The sequence below is a fragment of the Aneurinibacillus sp. REN35 genome, assembly GCF_041379945.2.
In the GTDB taxonomy this organism is placed as follows: Bacteria; Bacillota; Bacilli; order Aneurinibacillales; family Aneurinibacillaceae; genus Aneurinibacillus.
On sequence record NZ_JBFTXJ020000020.1, the window covers coordinates 23,678 to 40,955 of the forward strand.

The 17,278-nt window shown below is 47.1% G+C and carries 13 protein-coding genes; all 13 read left to right on the forward strand.

Features of this window, described 5'->3' with window-relative positions; genetic code table 11:
• Positions 1 to 43: 43 nt before the first annotated feature.
• The 13 genes from mfd to ftsH all read left to right on the forward strand — a co-directional run bounded on the left by mfd (position 44) and on the right by ftsH (position 17,191).
• Positions 44 to 3,601, forward strand: a complete 3,558-nt coding sequence (gene mfd / locus AB3351_RS22205) for a transcription-repair coupling factor (protein WP_371149302.1) — start codon at positions 44 to 46, stop codon at positions 3,599 to 3,601.
• A complete protein-coding gene (locus AB3351_RS22210; RefSeq protein WP_371149303.1) occupies positions 3,588 to 4,667 on the forward strand; it encodes a peptidylprolyl isomerase in 1,080 nt (359 codons plus the stop codon). Before mfd ends, AB3351_RS22210 begins: the two co-directional genes overlap by 14 nt.
• Positions 4,668 to 4,833: 166 nt before the next feature.
• A complete protein-coding gene (gene spoVT / locus AB3351_RS22215) occupies positions 4,834 to 5,376 on the forward strand; it encodes a stage V sporulation protein T (protein ID WP_371149304.1) in 543 nt (180 codons plus the stop codon).
• A gap of 179 nt (positions 5,377 to 5,555) precedes the next feature.
• Positions 5,556 to 7,190 (forward strand): putative polysaccharide biosynthesis protein, encoded by a 1,635-nt coding sequence (locus AB3351_RS22220; protein ID WP_371149305.1) that lies wholly within the window; start codon positions 5,556 to 5,558, stop codon positions 7,188 to 7,190.
• Between the two features lie 19 nt (positions 7,191 to 7,209).
• On the forward strand, positions 7,210 to 8,691 hold the full coding sequence (yabN, locus tag AB3351_RS22225; RefSeq protein ID WP_371149306.1) for a bifunctional methyltransferase/pyrophosphohydrolase YabN: 1,482 nt from the start codon (positions 7,210 to 7,212) through the stop codon (positions 8,689 to 8,691).
• Position 8,692: 1 nt separating this feature from the next.
• The gene (locus AB3351_RS22230) at positions 8,693 to 8,986 is read left to right on the forward strand and encodes an RNA-binding S4 domain-containing protein (RefSeq protein WP_371149307.1); all 294 of its coding nucleotides are present in this window, start codon (positions 8,693 to 8,695) and stop codon (positions 8,984 to 8,986) included.
• Positions 8,987 to 9,061: 75 nt separating this feature from the next.
• Complete coding sequence (yabP, locus tag AB3351_RS22235; RefSeq protein WP_371149333.1) at positions 9,062 to 9,352, forward strand: sporulation protein YabP; 291 nt, start codon at positions 9,062 to 9,064, stop codon at positions 9,350 to 9,352.
• The gene (gene yabQ / locus AB3351_RS22240) at positions 9,349 to 9,930 is read left to right on the forward strand and encodes a spore cortex biosynthesis protein YabQ (protein ID WP_371149308.1); all 582 of its coding nucleotides are present in this window, start codon (positions 9,349 to 9,351) and stop codon (positions 9,928 to 9,930) included. The genes yabP and yabQ overlap by 4 nt, the downstream gene beginning before the upstream one ends.
• A 27-nt stretch (positions 9,931 to 9,957) precedes the next feature.
• Positions 9,958 to 10,284 carry an FtsB family cell division protein gene (locus AB3351_RS22245; protein ID WP_371149309.1) on the forward strand — a complete coding sequence of 109 codons (327 nt, stop codon included), beginning with the start codon at positions 9,958 to 9,960 and terminating at the stop codon, positions 10,282 to 10,284.
• A gap of 205 nt (positions 10,285 to 10,489) precedes the next feature.
• On the forward strand, positions 10,490 to 12,964 hold the full coding sequence (spoIIE, locus tag AB3351_RS22250) for a stage II sporulation protein E (protein ID WP_371149310.1): 2,475 nt from the start codon (positions 10,490 to 10,492) through the stop codon (positions 12,962 to 12,964).
• Between the two features lie 166 nt (positions 12,965 to 13,130).
• Positions 13,131 to 14,534, forward strand: a complete 1,404-nt coding sequence (gene tilS, locus AB3351_RS22255; protein WP_371149311.1) for a tRNA lysidine(34) synthetase TilS — start codon at positions 13,131 to 13,133, stop codon at positions 14,532 to 14,534.
• Positions 14,535 to 14,640: 106 nt separating this feature from the next.
• A complete protein-coding gene (hpt, locus tag AB3351_RS22260) occupies positions 14,641 to 15,177 on the forward strand; it encodes a hypoxanthine phosphoribosyltransferase (protein ID WP_371149312.1) in 537 nt (178 codons plus the stop codon).
• A gap of 73 nt (positions 15,178 to 15,250) precedes the next feature.
• Positions 15,251 to 17,191, forward strand: coding sequence for an ATP-dependent zinc metalloprotease FtsH (gene ftsH / locus AB3351_RS22265; protein WP_371149313.1), 1,941 nt, complete (start codon positions 15,251 to 15,253; stop codon positions 17,189 to 17,191).
• Positions 17,192 to 17,278 lie beyond the last annotated feature (87 nt).

Below are 17,278 nucleotides of genomic sequence, written 5' to 3' on the forward strand. Positions count from 1 at the left end.
TTTGCATTTGTTTATGCACCCACAAAGAGAGGAGGAGGAGCGATTGCAAGGTCTGGTAGAAAAATTCAAGCGTGGCGATGAATTCGAGGCCGTCGTGGAAAGCTACGCGCGTGGGCTGAGTGAGCAGTTGGTGTCTGGATTAAGTAATTCCGCTCGGCAGATCTTCTATGCCGCATTGTATCAGACAATGGAGCGTCCTCTCGTTATCGTGACGCACAACATGTTTCAGGCTCAAAAAGTGTATGATGATATGAGTCAATTAGTACCTGCAGAGGAATTATGGCTGTATCCGGCTAACGAGATGGTGATCTCAGAAGTCTCCATTTCGAGTCCTGAGACGCTGAGCCAGCGTATTGAAGTATTGAATGCGCTCTCTATAGGAAAAAGAGGGGTATTGATCATTCCGTTTGCTGGTGTTCGCCGCTCAGTGGTACCGGTGGAACGGTGGAGAGCCGCTCAGTATACCATTCATGCAGGTGAAGAGATTGAGCTGCAGAATTTTCTTGAGAAAATGATAGCGCTCGGCTATGAACGGGTCGAAATGGTAGAGACGCGCGGAGAAATTAGCGTTCGTGGAGGAATTATTGATATTTTTCCTGTCTATATGGCGCATCCGATACGGATAGAGCTATTTGATACAGAAGTTGATTCCATCCGTACGTTTGATATTTCAAATCAGCGTTCCATCGAGAATTTGCAGGAGATTGTAATTGGTCCGACGAGGGAAGTATTCGGCGATAAAGAAGTGTTCATACAAGCTGCTGATAAGTTAGAGCAGCATATGAACGGTTCGCTCTCCAAGGTTAAGGCAACGAGCATTAAGGAGCTGATTGTTGAGAAAGTAGGCTGGGAGATTGAACAGCTTCGTCAAGGTCATGCATTTACCGGAATCTATAAATATATCTCTTTTCTATATTCAACACAGCACTCAGTAATAGATTATATGAAAGAAAAGCCGCTTGTTGTAGTTGATGAGCCGTCGCGTATTGTCGAAGCATCCTCGCAGCTTGAGAAGGATGAGGCGGAGTGGAAGACAGCGCTTGTACAGGAGGGTGAATTCCTGCCGGATGTCGAGCTTTCTCATTCATTAGAGGATATTATTGCGCCGAAGAGATGGCCGATTTTGTACACATCTCTGTTTTTACGCCAGGTGCCTAAGACGAATCCACAGAACATCGTGAATTTCAATTGCAAGGCGATGCAGAATTTTCATGGGCAGATGAATGTCTTAAAGACAGAGATGGAGCGATGGAAGAAATCACATGCTAATGTCGTCTTCTGTGCGGCTGATGAAGAGCGTGCGCGCCGCCTTGAGCGGGTCTTCCACGATTACGAGATTGAAGCTGATGTTATCCTTTCTCCGGATAAGGCGCTTGCGAGTGCTCGTCCGGTTATTACGATTGGTAACCTACAGGGCGGCTTCGAGATGCCGATTCAGCATCTGGTTGTGGTGACTGAGAGTGAAGTATTCACGCAAAAACAGCGTAAAGCCACGAAGACACGGAAGAATTTGAGTAATGCCGAACGCATTAAAAGTTATACGGAACTTCAGGTAGGCGATTACGTAGTACATGTTAACCACGGAATTGGGAAGTATCTTGGAGCTGAAACGCTTGAAATTAATGGCATTCATAAGGATTATCTCCATATCAAGTATGCCGGCAATGACAAGCTGTATGTGCCGATTGAGCAGATCGATCAAGTACAGAAATACGTAGGAAGCGAAGAAAAAGAGCCAAAAGTATATAAGCTTGGCGGTACGGACTGGAAGAAAGTCAAAAATAAGGTGCGCGCCTCTGTTCAGGATATTGCACAGGATCTTATTCGGCTGTATGCGGAACGTCAGCAAGCGAAGGGTTATGCCTTCAGTAAAGACGGGGAAGAGATCCGAGAGTTTGAGACGATGTTCCCATATGAGGAAACAGAAGATCAACTCCGGGCGATCCAAGAGATTAAAGAAGACATGGAACAGGGACGGCCTATGGATCGTCTGTTATGTGGTGATGTGGGATATGGAAAAACAGAAGTGGCAATCCGAGCGGCATTCAAAGCGATAATGGACAGCAAGCAGGTGGCCGTGCTCGTACCGACGACGATTCTAGCCCAACAGCATTATGAGACATTCCGTGAGAGATTTGCTGACTATCCGGTAAATATTTCTGTAATTAGCCGCTTCCGTACGCGGAAGGAGCAGACACAAACATTAAAAGGGGTAAAAGACGGCACGGTCGATGTTGTTATCGGTACGCACCGCCTGCTCTCCAAGGATGTGGTATTTAAAGACCTCGGTTTGCTAATCGTCGATGAAGAGCAACGCTTTGGCGTGACGCACAAAGAAAAGCTTAAACGCCTAAAGACAAATGTAGACGTTCTAACGTTGACAGCAACGCCAATTCCGCGTACACTGCACATGTCGATGCTTGGCGTGCGAGATTTATCGGTAATTGAGACGCCGCCGGAAAACCGCTTCCCGGTCCAGACATATGTTATGGAGTACAGCGCCGGGTTGGTGCGTGAAGCGATTGAGCGTGAGTTGGCACGGGAAGGTCAGGTATACTTCCTCTATAACCAGGTCCAAGGCATTGACCAGATGGCTGATCAGATTCGTATGCTTGTGCCGGAAGCCCGCGTAGCGGTGGCACATGGTCAGATGAATGAGACGGAGCTAGAGACGGCAATGCTGAGCTTTCTTGAAGGAGAGGCGGATGTCCTGGTTAGTACGACCATTATTGAGACGGGCGTAGATATCCCTAATGTCAACACGCTTATTGTAACGAATGCGGATCGGATGGGCTTGTCCCAGCTTTATCAGCTACGTGGACGTGTCGGCCGTTCCAATCGGATAGCGTATGCGTATTTCACATATCAGCGTGATAAAGTATTAACAGAAGTAGCTGAGAAGCGTCTGCAGGCAATTAAGGAATTCACTGAACTCGGTTCTGGATTTAAGATTGCTATGCGCGACCTGTCGATTCGTGGAGCAGGGAACTTGCTGGGAGCGGAGCAGCACGGCTTTATTGCATCGGTCGGCTTTGACCTGTACAGCCAAATGCTCAAGGATGCAATTGAAGAGCTGAAGGGCGAGCCGCAGAAGGAAGAAGAAGTACATCCAGAAATCAATCTGACAATTGATGCGTTTATTCCATCAGATTATATTCAGGATGGAAAGCAGAAGATTGAGATGTACAAGAAGTTTGCTGCCGTATCTTCTTTTGAAGAGATTGAGGATTTGACGGAAGAGCTTATGGACCGTTTTGGTGATATTCCGCAAAGCGTGCAAAATCTCCTGCTTGTATCGCGTCTGCGCGTATATGCAAGAGCGCATCGGATTGTAGAGATGATCCAGAAAGCAGATATGATCCAATTGGTTTTCCATGAAGATCAGGGTGCTAAAGTGGATTGGGGTGACCTTTATGAAGTTAAGGGTCCTCTTCTTAGACGCATTACACCTTCACGTCAAGGGCAGCAAGTTGTCGTCGGGATTAAGGTAAAAGGATTGACCCATGAGGAGAGCATTGAACTTGTTGAAAGTTTCCTCACTCAATTCGATGAACTCAAAAAGAAAAGAGAAGGCGAGGAAGCAACAGATGTGGCCAATTAAGAAGTATGGGCGACTTGCACTAGTAGCCTTTCTTTCCCTCATTGTTCTACTTGCAGGCTGTGGACAGAAAGAACCGATAGCCGCGAAGTATGATGACGGTAAGGAAATTACAGCACCACAATTCAAGAACTACACGGAAGTGATTAAAGCGATTGAGCCGAGCATGGCACAAGCCGTTGAGTCAGGGAACAAGGAAGCGCTGACCTATCTGCTGCATTATATGGTCATGACGCAGCATATCACCGACCAGGTGAAAGAGACGGATGAGATGAAGAAAAAAGCCGATGAAGGCTTTAAGCAGTATGAAAACTTCGTCAAACAACAGGTAGGCCAGGAAGAGAAGCTTACACAGTACTATGCTGACCGTAAAGTAACGGAAGGTGAGATGAAGGATTTCTTCCTTGATCAAGAGAAAATGATTGCTTATTTCTCCAAAGACATTAAGGAAGAGGATAAGAAGAAAGAATATGAGCTGGCCAAAAAGGAAGGTTATTTGACGCAGACAGATGTGCGCCACATCCTGATTGGCACAGAGAAGCGCTCCAAAGCAGAAGCAAAGAAAAAAGCTGATGAGTTGGTGAAGAAGTTACGCGGTGGAGCTGATTTTGCGAAGCTGGCAACAGAAAATACAGACGACCCAGGAAGCAAGGAAACGGGTGGATTGTATCAATATCCAATGCCTGACGGAAGCACATTAGAGCAGACTGCAGCAGAGTATAAGAATGCAGCGAAGACACTGCCTCTAAACAAAATTAGTGATCCGATCGAGACCGAATTCGGATATCATATTATGCGTGTCGAAAAACGTACGGATCAGTCCTATGAAGATGTAAAGAAAGACATTGGCGATATGCTGGCACAGCAGAAGCAAGGCGAGTTCTTAAACAGCAAGGTGAAAGAACTTATTAAAGAAGAAAAAGTTCCGGCTGATATGGTGAAGGAACAGCCTCAGCAGCCTGCACCTGGACAACCGGGCGGACAACAACAGCAAATTCCGCAACCGACTCCAGATGGTGGACAGCAGCCTGTACCGGCTCCGGAAGGGCAAAAGCCAAGCGGACAGTAGATAGTAAGATGGGAAGAGGGTTCTGTACTGAAGTATGTACAGACCCTTTTTTCTATGAACAAGGAAGTGCGGGTGAATATTCTTCCTAAAGGAGATAAATACTACAAGCAAGCCAATATAAGTTGCAGTTATTTCATTACTTCAGGAAAGCGAGGCATCAAGAATTATGAAAGCAACTGGAATTGTACGCCGGATTGACGATCTGGGACGGGTAGTCATTCCGAAAGAGATTCGCCGTACGCTCCGCATCCGTGAGGGTGACCCCCTTGAAATCTTCGTGGACCGCGATGGCGAAGTCATTCTGAAGAAGTATTCCCCAATCGGCGAGTTGGGCGACTTTGCTAAGGAATATGCCGATTCACTGTATGAGAGCACGAATCATATTACACTCATTAGTGATCGTGACACTGTCATCGCTGTCTCTGGAGCTTCTAAGAAGGAATTTATGGACAAGCCAATCGGTGAGATCGTGGAGAATACGATGGAGGAACGCCGGACCTCTCTGCAGACAACTGCTGGTGAGTACGAGATTATCCGTGATAACGAGGAGAACTATGCTTCCTATGTTATTGCCCCGATTATCGCAAGCGGTGATCCCATCGGTTCTGTTATCTTGCTGACCAAGGAAGATCAGGCCAAAATGGGCGACCTTGAAGTCAAGCTAGTAGAGACGGCGGCTGGATTTTTGGCGAAGCAAATGGAACAATAAGCAAGCAAGGATAAAGCTTCCGGTGATTCAATTGAGCCCGGGAGCTTTTTCTTTGGCGTAGGAAAGTTCGTCTTATCCCGGGCATAAGCTAGTTCAAGGGGACATGTCTTTTCGGTCCGCCTTGTCTGTGTTTATGATATAATGATGCAGGAATTTACCGGGAAAAGAGAGGGAAATCTATGGCTAAGAATCAGGGAGCATCCTTTTTAAAAGGGGCTGCAATATTGGGGGCAGGGGCATTGCTCTCCAAAATGCTTGGGGTCGTCTACCGTATTCCGTATCAGAATATTACGGGCGACCTTGGATACTATGTGTATACACAGGTGTATCCGTTGTACAGCGCTCTTCTCATTCTGGCAACAGCCGGATTTCCGATTGCAATATCGAAGTTTGTAGCGGAGAAGCTGGCGGTCGGTGACGTATACGGAGCACGTAAGATTTTTCGCGTATCTGCGGGCGTATTGACGCTGACCGGCTTTCTGTTCTTTTTTCTTCTCTGGTTCGGCGCACCCGTGCTTGCAGGCTTTATGAAGGACGAGAGACTGACCATGCCGATTCGCAGCGTATCTTTTGCTCTGTTGATCGTCCCGGTCATGGCGGCTATGCGGGGCTACTTTCAAGGACACCATAATATGGTTCCGACGGCTGTATCACAGATCAGTGAACAATTTGTTCGTGTTGCCACGATTATCTTTCTCTCTTATTGGTTCATGAAAACGACAGGCGATGTCTACCTTGCCGGGTCGGGCGCGGTATTCGGTGCTGTTACAGGTGCTTGCTTCGCGTTTGTGGTCATGCTTTTTTTCTGGCGGCGAAATCAGAAAGTACAGCAGCGGGTATGGGATGAGGCAAGCTTGCGGCAATCATATAAAGAAGAGACCATATCAGACATTGCCCGGAAACTTTTCTATTACGCGATTCCGATCTGTCTTGGATCGCTTGTGCTGCCGCTTATGCAGCTAACAGACTCATTCACAGTTGTGAGTATGCTCATACGAGGGGGCAATGATGCCGAGTCGGCTTATGCATTGAAAGGGATTTTTGATCGTGGTCAGCCCTTAGTGCAATTCGCGGCTTTCCTTGCGACATCCCTGTCCTTATCGCTTGTCCCGGCTATTGCCGAGGCTAGGGCCTTGAATCAGCATCGGCTTATCACCAATCGAACAGAGCTTGCTCTGCGTTTAACCTTTTTGTTTGGACTGCCTGCGTCGGTCGGACTGGCTATTGTGGCAGGTCCTGTAAATGTTATGCTCTATGAAAACGCCAATGGTACAGTAGCGCTAACAGTCCTTGCATTCACTACCATCTTTTCGACGCTCGGAATTACTTCTGCGGGAATCCTACAGGGGATGGGAGAAGTTAATCTTCCGGTACGAAACCTGCTCATAGGTGTTATCGTAAAGCTTCTATTAAATATAGTGCTCATTCCGTTCTTTGGAATTATTGGGGCCTCGGTAGCAACCGTGTGTGCTTATATGATCTCTACACTGCTTAACTTGTATGCGGTTAAGCATCTAACAGGTGCTAGGTTTGGTCTAGGGGAATTCTTCCTCAAGCCATTTCTGGCGGTAACGATGATGGGGCTTGCGGCATTTGTTGCAAGAGCGGCCGTAGAACGCGGCTTGGCGGATATCTTCTCCTCTGCCCGCTTATATGCTACCGGAGTAAGCTTGGCTGCTGTTGGAGCTGGGGTTATCATGTATGCGATTGCTCTTTTCCTATCCGGAACGGTGCGCCGCGCTGATTTGGAGAGTACAAAAGCGGGGCGTAGGCTTGTACCCATCCTGCTAAAGCTTCGGCTTTTGCATGAGTAAAGATGAAAGGGAGGCGGAAATGATGAAAAGAATCATCGTAATCGGACTTGGAGCGGGAAGCCTGGATGGACTACCGCTTGGCATATATCGCACATTGAAAGAGACGAAGCAGCTATACGTACGTACGGAGAAACACCCGGCTATTTTAGAACTATCCGCTGAAGGTGTAGAGTATGAGAGCTTTGATTCTGTATATGAGGCACATGATCAGTTTCCGGGGGTCTATGAGGAAATCAGTGAACGCCTTCTTGCGCTAGCAGTAGAAAAGGGAGAAATCGTCTATGCTGTACCCGGCCATCCGCTGGTAGCAGAGCGTACGGTTCAACTGCTGCTTGAGAAAGCGGAGGAGCGCGGTGTACAGATCGATGTGCAGGGAGGGCAAAGCTTTCTTGACCCGGTATTTGCTTCATTGAAGGTTGATCCGGTTGAAGGCTTCGCATTGCTTGACGGTACCGCTTTATATGCGCATCAGGTTCAGCCTAATCTTCACATGCTAATCTGCCAGGTCTACGACGCTTTTATTGCCTCAGAAGTCAAGCTGACACTTATGGACGTATATCCGGATGAATATCCGGTTACTGTGGTCACGGCTGCAGGAATTGCCGGGCAGGAGAAGATGGAGGTAGTACCGCTGTATGAATTGGACAGGCTTGCCGAATACGGGAACCTGACGACGGTATATGTTCCGCCTACCCAAGAGGATGAAGCGTTGAGCCGGCAATTCTGGCGGCTGCGAGACATCGTTGCTATTCTGCGCAGTCCTGATGGCTGCCCGTGGGATCGGGAGCAGACGCATCAGTCCATCCGAAAAAATCTCATTGAGGAGACGTACGAGGTACTAGAGACGATTGATGATGAGGACCCGGATGCGATGTGTGAGGAGATGGGAGATCTGCTTCTCCAGATTATGCTTCATTCACAGATGGCGGAAGAGGATGGTTATTTTACGGTTCAAGATGTCATTGCCGGGCTGAATGAGAAGCTGATCCGCCGTCATCCGCATGTGTTCGGTACGTCAGACGCCCAAGATGCGGATGAAGCCCTTCAGAACTGGGAGGCTATTAAGAAGAAGGAAAAACAGGGTAAAGGAAAAGAAGAGGCATCTCGTTTAGACAGTGTGCCGCGTGACTTGCCCGCTATGTTAAAGGCATACAAATACCAGAAGAAAGCGGCAGGTGTCGGCTTTGACTGGGACAAGCTCTCCGAGGTGTTCGACAAAGTGAAGGAAGAGTGGGAAGAGCTGCAAGAGGCGAAGACGGATGAACATCGTCTTGAAGAGCTGGGCGATTTGTTGTTTGTCATCGTAAATGTAGCACGCTTTATGAAGATTGACCCGGAAGAGGCGCTTGCTCTTGCAAATAAGAAATTCTATTATCGCTTCTCTTATATCGAGAAGAAGGTGCAGGAAGCGGGCAAGACATTTGAGAATACGTCGCTTGAAGAGATGGAGAATTGGTGGCAGGAAGCCAAGCGGAAAAAGAAAGAGGAAGAAGGGGTATAACGTGCGTCTTGATAAATTTTTGAAGGTTTCCCGATTGGTAAAACGCCGTACATTGGCGAAGGAAGTGTGCGATCAGGGACGTGTACTTATTAACGGCCAGGTAGCCAAGTCCAGTGCTAATGTAAAAGTAGGTGACGAGCTTACGGTTCGCTATGGGAATAAGCTTGTAACGGTACAGGTGGAGAAGCTGCTTGATACGACCAAAAAGGACGAAGCAGCGACGCTTTACACCATGATTAATGAAGAATACCTTCCCCGTGATGACCGGGAAGAGCCTGGGGCTTCTATCTGGTAATTGCCTTCGCTGTTTATTGTGTTCTAATCTATGCTCACTCTCAATAGGATGGTATAAAAAGGAGGGTGGGCCGTGATGATGGAAACGAACCCGAAGAAGAGCATTCGCCATGATGTCGTCATGATTAACCGGAAAAAACTTGATATAACAGGCGTGCTTAAAGTCGAGAGCTTCGATCATGAAGAGTTCCTGCTTCACACGGAGGCTGGCTTTCTTACGATAAAGGGTAAGAACCTGCATATGAAAAACTTAAGTCTAGAGACAGGACAGGTATCCATCGAGGGCGTGGTGTTCGCGATGGAGTACATCGACGAATCCTACCAGGGGGAAAAAGCCAAAGGAATCTTTGGCAGGATCTTTAAGTGACACTTAGCGGGCAAGCAGTTACCATGCTGTCGATGCTTTTGTGCGGATTAGCGATGGGGATGCTGTATGATACGTATCGTACGGTAGAACGCAGATGCCGCCTCCCTATCTGGCTCGTATGGATCACGGACCTTTTTTTCTGGATAAGCTGTACGTTTCTCGTATTCGGTACGCTTCTGAGAATCAATGAAGGTGTGGTTCGAATTTACATCTTTCTTGGGCTTGGGATCGGTATCATTCTTTATTTTTTATTGTTTCAGCGTTTGTATCTTCGAATTTTGAACAAGCTTATTGCATTTGTTCTGTGGCTGTACCGGGTAATGCTTCGGATCGGCTATTTGTTTCTTATCGTTCCGCTCCTGTTTCTGTATCGTTCGCTCATTGCAGTTGCAATGTTTTTTCTCTCTGTTCTGCTTACTATTGGCAAGTGGATAGCGTGGCCGTTTCTTTCAGTCGGGAGAAAGCTGTGGTCATGGATATGGGGAAAATACTTGCAAAAACCGATGGGACGAATAAAAGTAATTTTGAGAAAAAGGTGGCAAGCCTTGACGGGTTGGATAAAAGGTAAGAAAATGTAAAATAATCAATCAAGAAAGGTGAACGATATGCAGCAGCAACCGCAATCCAAGCCACCAAAGCAAGGTTTAAAGCGCAGAATGCGCCTTTTGCAGATTATTGTCGTTTTGTTTTTGTCATGGGCAGGCTACACGTATTACTCGCAAAGCCAACAATTAGCTGACAAACAGCGTGAGCTTGCGGATTTGCAGCGCCAGGCCACCAAAGTGCAGGAAGAGAAGAAACAACTCGAATTACAGACAAAAAGAATGAATGATAAAGAATACATCGGAGAGTTAGCACGTAAAAACTTTTTCCTCTCGAAAGAGGGAGAGGTCATTTTTCTAACGCCGGATGAACAGAAAAAAAAGCAATAGGGATATGGATTGAGGAGCGATAGCTCCTCTTTTTTCTTTTCTTTTAATGTAAGTGCCGCTTACATTTTTGCGTCGACATCAACCGGAAAATAAGAATTTAATTGTCGGAAAATTTTTAATACAACCTCCCTTGTTTTGACAAAATTTGTTTTTGGCATGTGCTTAAATCGGAGATACAAAATTTATGAGTAGGTGGTGTTGCAGGATGATTCGAAATGAATCCGTTACAACAGCAGGGAAGATAACAGGAAGAATGACGACTGCTTTAGAGGGGGCTAATACGAGAAGCGGTAACTGGCTCTATGCTGTATCACACCAGTGGAGTGCGCTTCATCTGGTGATGGGTTTTTTGCTGGGACGGGCAGTGATCTTACAGGAGATGTCTCCGTTTGCGGTCCCTTTTTTCGCGGTGATGTATTTCCTAAAGAAAAATCGGCTGCTTCTGATCATGTTTTCAATTATCGCCGGAAGCGCGATGCAGTCGATGGAGATCGCTTCGGCAAATTTTCTCGGAATGGCAATGGTGCTGGTTTTGCTAAGCGGCATGGAGCGGCACAGGAAGATCGAGCTCAATTACGCCCCGTTGCTTTCATCTCTCGCGGTCCTCCTCAGCTGTGTGACGGTAGATTACATTATGAACAAGCTAAGTTGGTATTCATTCTTCATGGACGGAGTTGCGGCGCTGCTTAGTTTGATTCTTACGCTTATTTTTGTTCAGGCGATTCCAATCCTTACATCCAAGCGTAGCCACCAGCATCTGCGAACGGAAGAAATTATCTGCTTAATTATTCTGCTAGGATCCATTATGACGGGAACGGTCGGATGGATTGTACAGGATGTATCGGTCGATAATACACTCTCACGTTATTTGGTTCTGCTTTTTGCGGCCGTAGGTGGGGGGACGGTTGGTGCTGCTGTGGGAGTTGTAACCGGACTTGTATTGAGTCTGGCTAACATAGATGCCATTCATCAGATTAGTCTCTTGGCGTTCTCCGGATTGCTGGCCGGTCTGCTTAAGGAGGGGAAGAAATGGACAGTGGCCTTAGGTCTTCTTATTGGCTCCTCCATTCTTACCGTCTATGTAGGCGAACAGAGAGAGATACTGCAATCGACGCTTGAGACATTCGCGGCTGTGCTGCTTTTCTTATTCACCCCGAGATTTGTGATGAATGAAATCGCAAAATTTATCCCGGGAACAGAAGAGAACGCAAGCTCGCAACAACAATATTTACGAAAGGTGCGTGATGTGACAGTCGGAAAGATGGATCAGTTCGCCCATCTCTTCACGAAGCTCTCCGAAACATTTGCTGTGCCTTATATGGCGGAGCCGCCGAGCGAAGAGACGAGTAAAGATTATTTTCTAGGTGAGGTGATGAAGAATACATGCCAGCGGTGCTGGAAGAAGGATCAGTGCTGGAACCGAGAGTTTGATGATACGTACGAAGCGCTTACTGAGATGATGCGCATTATGAAAAGGGACGGTGAAGTTAACCTTAACGAGATGCCGAAGGATTGGCTGCGCAAATGTGTAAAGCAAGATCGGATGCTGACCTACATGGAGCAGGAATATGTACGCTGGCAGACCCAACTGCATCTTAAACAGCAGATTGCTGAAAGTCGACGGCTCGTAGCCGAGCAGTTAGCGGGTGTCTCGCGTGTCATGCAGAACTTCGCCCGTGAAGTACAGAAGGAAGGCATTCATCTGCATGTGCAGGAACAGCAAATTTTTGGGGCATTGGAAGGAGTGGGGCTATCGATACGTAACGTGGATATCATGAATCTAGAAGAAGGGAAGGTGGACATTGAAATTACCCAGCCGTCCTGTCACGGCAGAGATGAATGTTCGAAAATTATCGCTCCGCTGCTCACGGATATTCTGGGTGAGAAAATTACCGTCAAAAACAAAAACTGCCAGGCACTTGAAGACGGAACGTGCCGCATGTGCCTTGGTTCAGCCCAAACATTTGAGATTGAAACAGGCGTAGCCGGCGCCGCTAAAGGAGGACAGCTTCTATCCGGTGACTGCTTTAAAATTATGGAATTCGGAAGCGGAAAGATGGCGCTCGCTATGAGCGATGGGATGGGCAACGGAGAGAGAGCATACATGGAAAGCTCTTCAACGCTTGAGCTTTTGCAGCAATTGCTCGAATCGGGTATGGAGGAGACGCTGAGCATTAAATCAGTCAACACAGTGCTCTCTCTCCGTTCGCCGGATGAAGTATTCGCTACGGTTGATCTGGCTTTGATCGACCAGCATAATGGTCAGGCGAAGTTTATCAAGACCGGTTCTACGCCAAGCTTTATTAAGCGGGGCAGGGAAGTCATCCCGATCTCGGCGAATAACTTGCCGATCGGTATTATTGACGATATTGATGTTGATATTGTGAGCTACCAGCTCAAGCCAGGTGATTTGTTAATTATGATGACAGACGGCATCTATGAGGCGCCGCGCGTAGAGAACAAAAACTTATGGATGAAACGAAAAATCTCCGAGTTAAAAACAAATGAACCCCAGGAGGTGGCTGATTGTCTGTTAGAGCTCATTATTCGTCAGCATTACGGTGAGATTCCTGATGATATGACGGTCATGGTGGCGCGTATTGAACATTACATGCTGCCGTGGGCGACAATTCCGGTACCGAATGCTCCGAAAATTGAGCGGCCCCGTTATGTAAGCTAAAATAAAAGACATTGCCACGCCCTAACATAGCGGATGGTTGGGGCGCGGCATTTTTTTTTGTTATAGTTAAAAAACAAATGAAATTTTTTTGAAACCTATGGGAAATATGATGCGTATAGTTATATAGGTCGGCATTTCTCTGGCCGCATGATTGAAGGTGGAACCTTTGCTTGAGCAAATGAAGAAAACGATACAGGCTTACGGCTTATTAAAGACAGGCGACTCGGTAGTGGCAGCTGTATCAGGTGGTCCCGATTCGGTGGCATTAGTACATGCGCTCGCTTCTCTGCGAGAAGAATATGAATGGACACTTGCCGCAGCACACCTTGATCATCAATTTCGGGGTGAAGAGTCAAAAGAAGACAGCCGCTATGTTCAGCGCCTGTGTGCGGAGATGAATATTCCGTGTTTTGTGGAGTCTATTGATGTTCCGCGTTTTATTACAGAGACAGGACTGAATCTTCAAGAAGCTGCGCGGCAGGTTCGCTACCGTTTTCTTATGCAGGTAGCAAAAGACATGGGAGGCGCTAAGATCGCGACGGCTCATCATGCAGACGACCAGTTGGAGACGATGTTAATGCGTCTTGTGCGAGGCACAAGTGTGGAAGGGTTGTCAGGCATTCCGCTGCGTCGACACGAGAATAACATCGATATCGTTCGTCCGCTGCTTGAAGTCTCACGCGATCAAATTGAGCGTTATTGCAAGGAACACGGAATGATTCCGCGTCAGGATCAAAGCAATTTCAGCGACAAGTATTTGCGCAATCGGATTCGTCTACATTGGATCCCGCTTATGCGGCAAGAAAATCCGCAGATATCCGATACTACAGCACAGCTTGCAAGCCTGCTTAGGGAGGAGAATGACTATCTGCGGCAGGAGAGTGAAGCCAATCTTTCGTCTATTGTAGAAGATTGGAGCGCCAATACAATAATCATAAGACAAAATGACTTTCTGGCGCATCACCTTGCTTTACAAAGGAGGATGATTAAACTAATATTAAGTTATCTGCTGAAAAGCGACATAAAAGAAACAGGGTATGTGCATATTGAAAACATACGCGAAATCATCGAAGGTACAAACCCGGCAGCCTGTATCCATTTACCTGGACAATTGCAGGTGCGCAGAGAGTATCAACGAGTGATTTTCTCATCTATTTCAGACACAACTTCAATACCCCCCTACATATATTCTTTGGATATTCCCGGGCAGACGTACATTCCGGAAATTGATCGGACGATCCATTGCTATTATGGGAGCAGGGATGAGAAACAGCACCTGACAAAAGGTGTGTTCGCCGTGTTTGATCCGGCAATCGTTAAGGGTAAACTATACGTAAGGCAACGGCGTGCTGGAGATCGAATACAGCCTCTAGGCATGCTCGGAACCAAGAAGGTAAAGGATGTCCTTATCGATAAGAAGATTCCCCGCGACAAGCGAGATCGAATTCCTCTTCTGACCGATGATGAACACATTCTCTGGATCCCTGGCGTGAAGCGTTCGAGTTGGTATGTGCCGCACATGGAAGCGGATGTCGTATTGTATGTAGTGCTTGATTCGTCGCTTTTTTGACAATTTCATCTCTCTTTGTAGCTATGGGTGTACATTGCGTGGCCAGAAGAGTATGATTGACAGCGGAATGCAAAATTGTGACCGTGTTCATACCAGGAGGTTCATCATGGAAAAAGACATTCAGGAAGTGCTTGTGACAGAAGAAGAAATTGCGGAAAAAGTTCGCGAGTTGGGGCGTACTCTCTCTGGAGAATATGCGGATAAAAACCCACTCGTTATTTGTGTTTTACGGGGAGGCGCTCCGTTTATGACAGACTTGGTGCGCCGCATGGATATTCCGCTTGAGATGGACTTTATGGCCGTATCAAGCTATGGAGCTTCCACCCAATCCTCAGGGGTTGTACGAATTATGAAGGACCTGGATACTTCTGTGGAAAACCGTCACATTATTATTGTCGAAGATATTATCGACAGCGGACTGACACTTAGCTATTTGATTGATGTTATTGAACGACGCAATGCCGCTTCTGTTAAGGTGGTGACGTTACTTGACAAGCCGGCACGCCGCACCGTCGACTTGAAGCCGGATTATTGCGGATTTCAGATTCCGGACGCATTTGTTGTCGGCTATGGACTCGATTACGCAGAGAAGTACCGTAATCTCCCTTATATCGGAATCCTGAAGCCTGAAGTATATAGCTAAACTGATAAGTTGTGAACGTTAAGTTCCATGTGGTAAAATAATGTAGGTGTTTGAGCGCGAGAGGAGGTAAGGAATGAATCGGTTCTTCCGCAATACAGGATTTTATCTGCTAATTATTCTAGTAACGGTTGGGATTGTCAATTTCATTACCAACCAGGGTACGGACACGTCGAAGATCCCTTACAACAAGTTCCGTCAGTACCTTAACCAGGGTCAAGTTGCCGAACTGCAGATTCGTCCTGACCGAGGTACATATTATATTCAGGGTAAGTTGAAGGATCAGACGATCTTCTATACGAATGGGCCGCTTTATGATAATGCGAAGCTGCTGCAGGAAGTAGAAGAAGCGAATCTGGCAAAAGAAGAGTATCTAGAACAGAAAGGTGATTCTGTCTGGCTTACTTTTCTTACCTCAATTATTCCTTTTGTGATCATCTTTATTTTATTCTTCTTCCTGTTGAACCAGGCCCAGGGTGGCGGCAGCAGGGTTATGAACTTCGGTAAAAGCAAAGCGAAGTTATATAATGATGAGAAGAAGAAGGTTACATTTAACGATGTAGCCGGTGCGGATGAAGAAAAAGCCGAACTGGTTGAGGTCGTAGAGTTTTTGAAAGATCCGCGTAAGTTTGCCGCGGTTGGAGCGCGTATTCCAAAAGGGGTGCTCCTTGTCGGTCCTCCGGGTACGGGTAAGACGCTATTAGCACGGGCTGTCGCTGGTGAAGCGGGTGTGCCGTTCTTTAGCATTAGTGGTTCCGACTTTGTTGAGATGTTTGTCGGTGTCGGTGCTTCGCGTGTGCGTGACTTGTTCGAGAATGCGAAGAAGAACGCTCCATGTATCATTTTCATTGATGAGATTGATGCCGTAGGTCGTCAGCGCGGTGCTGGTCTTGGCGGCGGCCATGATGAGCGCGAACAGACGCTTAACCAGTTACTTGTTGAGATGGATGGCTTTGGAGCCAACGAAGGAATTATCATTGTGGCGGCGACCAACCGTCCGGATATTCTTGACCCGGCGCTTCTGCGTCCTGGACGTTTTGACCGTCAGATTACAGTAGATCGCCCAGATGTAAAAGGCCGCGAAGCAGTACTGAAGGTACATGCGCGCAATAAGCCGCTGGGTGAAGGCGTGGATTTGGATATTATCGCCCGCCGCACACCGGGCTTTACCGGTGCCGATCTTGAGAACTTATTGAATGAAGCGGCATTGCTTGCAGCACGCCGTAATAAACGCAAAATCGACATGAATGAAGTAGATGAAGCTATCGACCGTGTTATTGCCGGTCCGGCTAAGAAGTCCCGTGTCATTAGTGATGATGAGAAGAGACTTGTGGCTTATCATGAAGCCGGCCATACAATTTGCGGCTACTTCTTAAAAAATGCCGATATGGTGCATAAAGTAACGATCATTCCGCGTGGTAGCGCAGGTGGCTACACGGTTATGCTTCCAAAAGAAGACCGGTTCTTCGCTACCAGATCCGATCTGTTAGATAAGATCGTAGGTCTGCTTGGCGGACGCGTAGCGGAAGAACTTGTACTTAAAGAAATCAGTACAGGGGCTCATAATGACTTTGAACGTGCTACAGGTATTGCCCGTCGCATGGTTATGGAGTTCGGAATGAGTACCAACTTAGGACCGATGCAATTTGGTCAAAGTCAAGGTCAAGTATTCCTTGGCCGCGACTTCGGACATGAGCAGAACTACAGCGATGAGACAGCGCGTCAAATTGACCAAGAGATTCAGACGATTATTCGCGATTGTCACCAGCGTTGTACAGACCTGCTTAACGAGCATATGGATAAGCTTGAAGGTGTAGCACAGGCGCTTCTTAAAGTAGAGACGCTGGATGCTGAACAAATCAAGAGTATTATCGAGACCGGCTCGCTCTCAAGCGATGTAGGCGAAGTTAAGGAAGTTACGACTGGCGATGTGAAGGTACAGATCACTGGCAAGCCGGACGACTCCGCGCCAACTCCTGGCATTGATAGCGAAGAGCGCGATCGAAGCGACACATAAGCATATAAAGGAAGCCTTCCCTGAGATGGGAAGGCTTTTTTTCTATTGAAGAAGGAGGAGGGTGGTATTTTAGTTACTAACATCCTC

What these genes read in the sequence shown, in the direction of transcription:
- AB3351_RS22210 (WP_371149303.1), top strand. Translation starts at nt 3,588, where the DNA reads ATGTGGCCAATTAAGAAGTATGGGCGACTTGCACTAGTAGCCTTTCTT.
- spoVT (WP_371149304.1), top strand. Translation starts at nt 4,834, where the DNA reads ATGAAAGCAACTGGAATTGTACGCCGGATTGACGATCTGGGACGGGTA.
- AB3351_RS22220 (WP_371149305.1), top strand. Translation starts at nt 5,556, where the DNA reads ATGGCTAAGAATCAGGGAGCATCCTTTTTAAAAGGGGCTGCAATATTG.
- yabN (WP_371149306.1), top strand. Translation starts at nt 7,210, where the DNA reads ATGATGAAAAGAATCATCGTAATCGGACTTGGAGCGGGAAGCCTGGAT.
- yabP (WP_371149333.1), top strand. Translation starts at nt 9,062, where the DNA reads ATGATGGAAACGAACCCGAAGAAGAGCATTCGCCATGATGTCGTCATG.
- AB3351_RS22245 (WP_371149309.1), top strand. Translation starts at nt 9,958, where the DNA reads ATGCAGCAGCAACCGCAATCCAAGCCACCAAAGCAAGGTTTAAAGCGC.
- spoIIE (WP_371149310.1), top strand. Translation starts at nt 10,490, where the DNA reads ATGATTCGAAATGAATCCGTTACAACAGCAGGGAAGATAACAGGAAGA.
- hpt (WP_371149312.1), top strand. Translation starts at nt 14,641, where the DNA reads ATGGAAAAAGACATTCAGGAAGTGCTTGTGACAGAAGAAGAAATTGCG.
- ftsH (WP_371149313.1), top strand. Translation starts at nt 15,251, where the DNA reads ATGAATCGGTTCTTCCGCAATACAGGATTTTATCTGCTAATTATTCTA.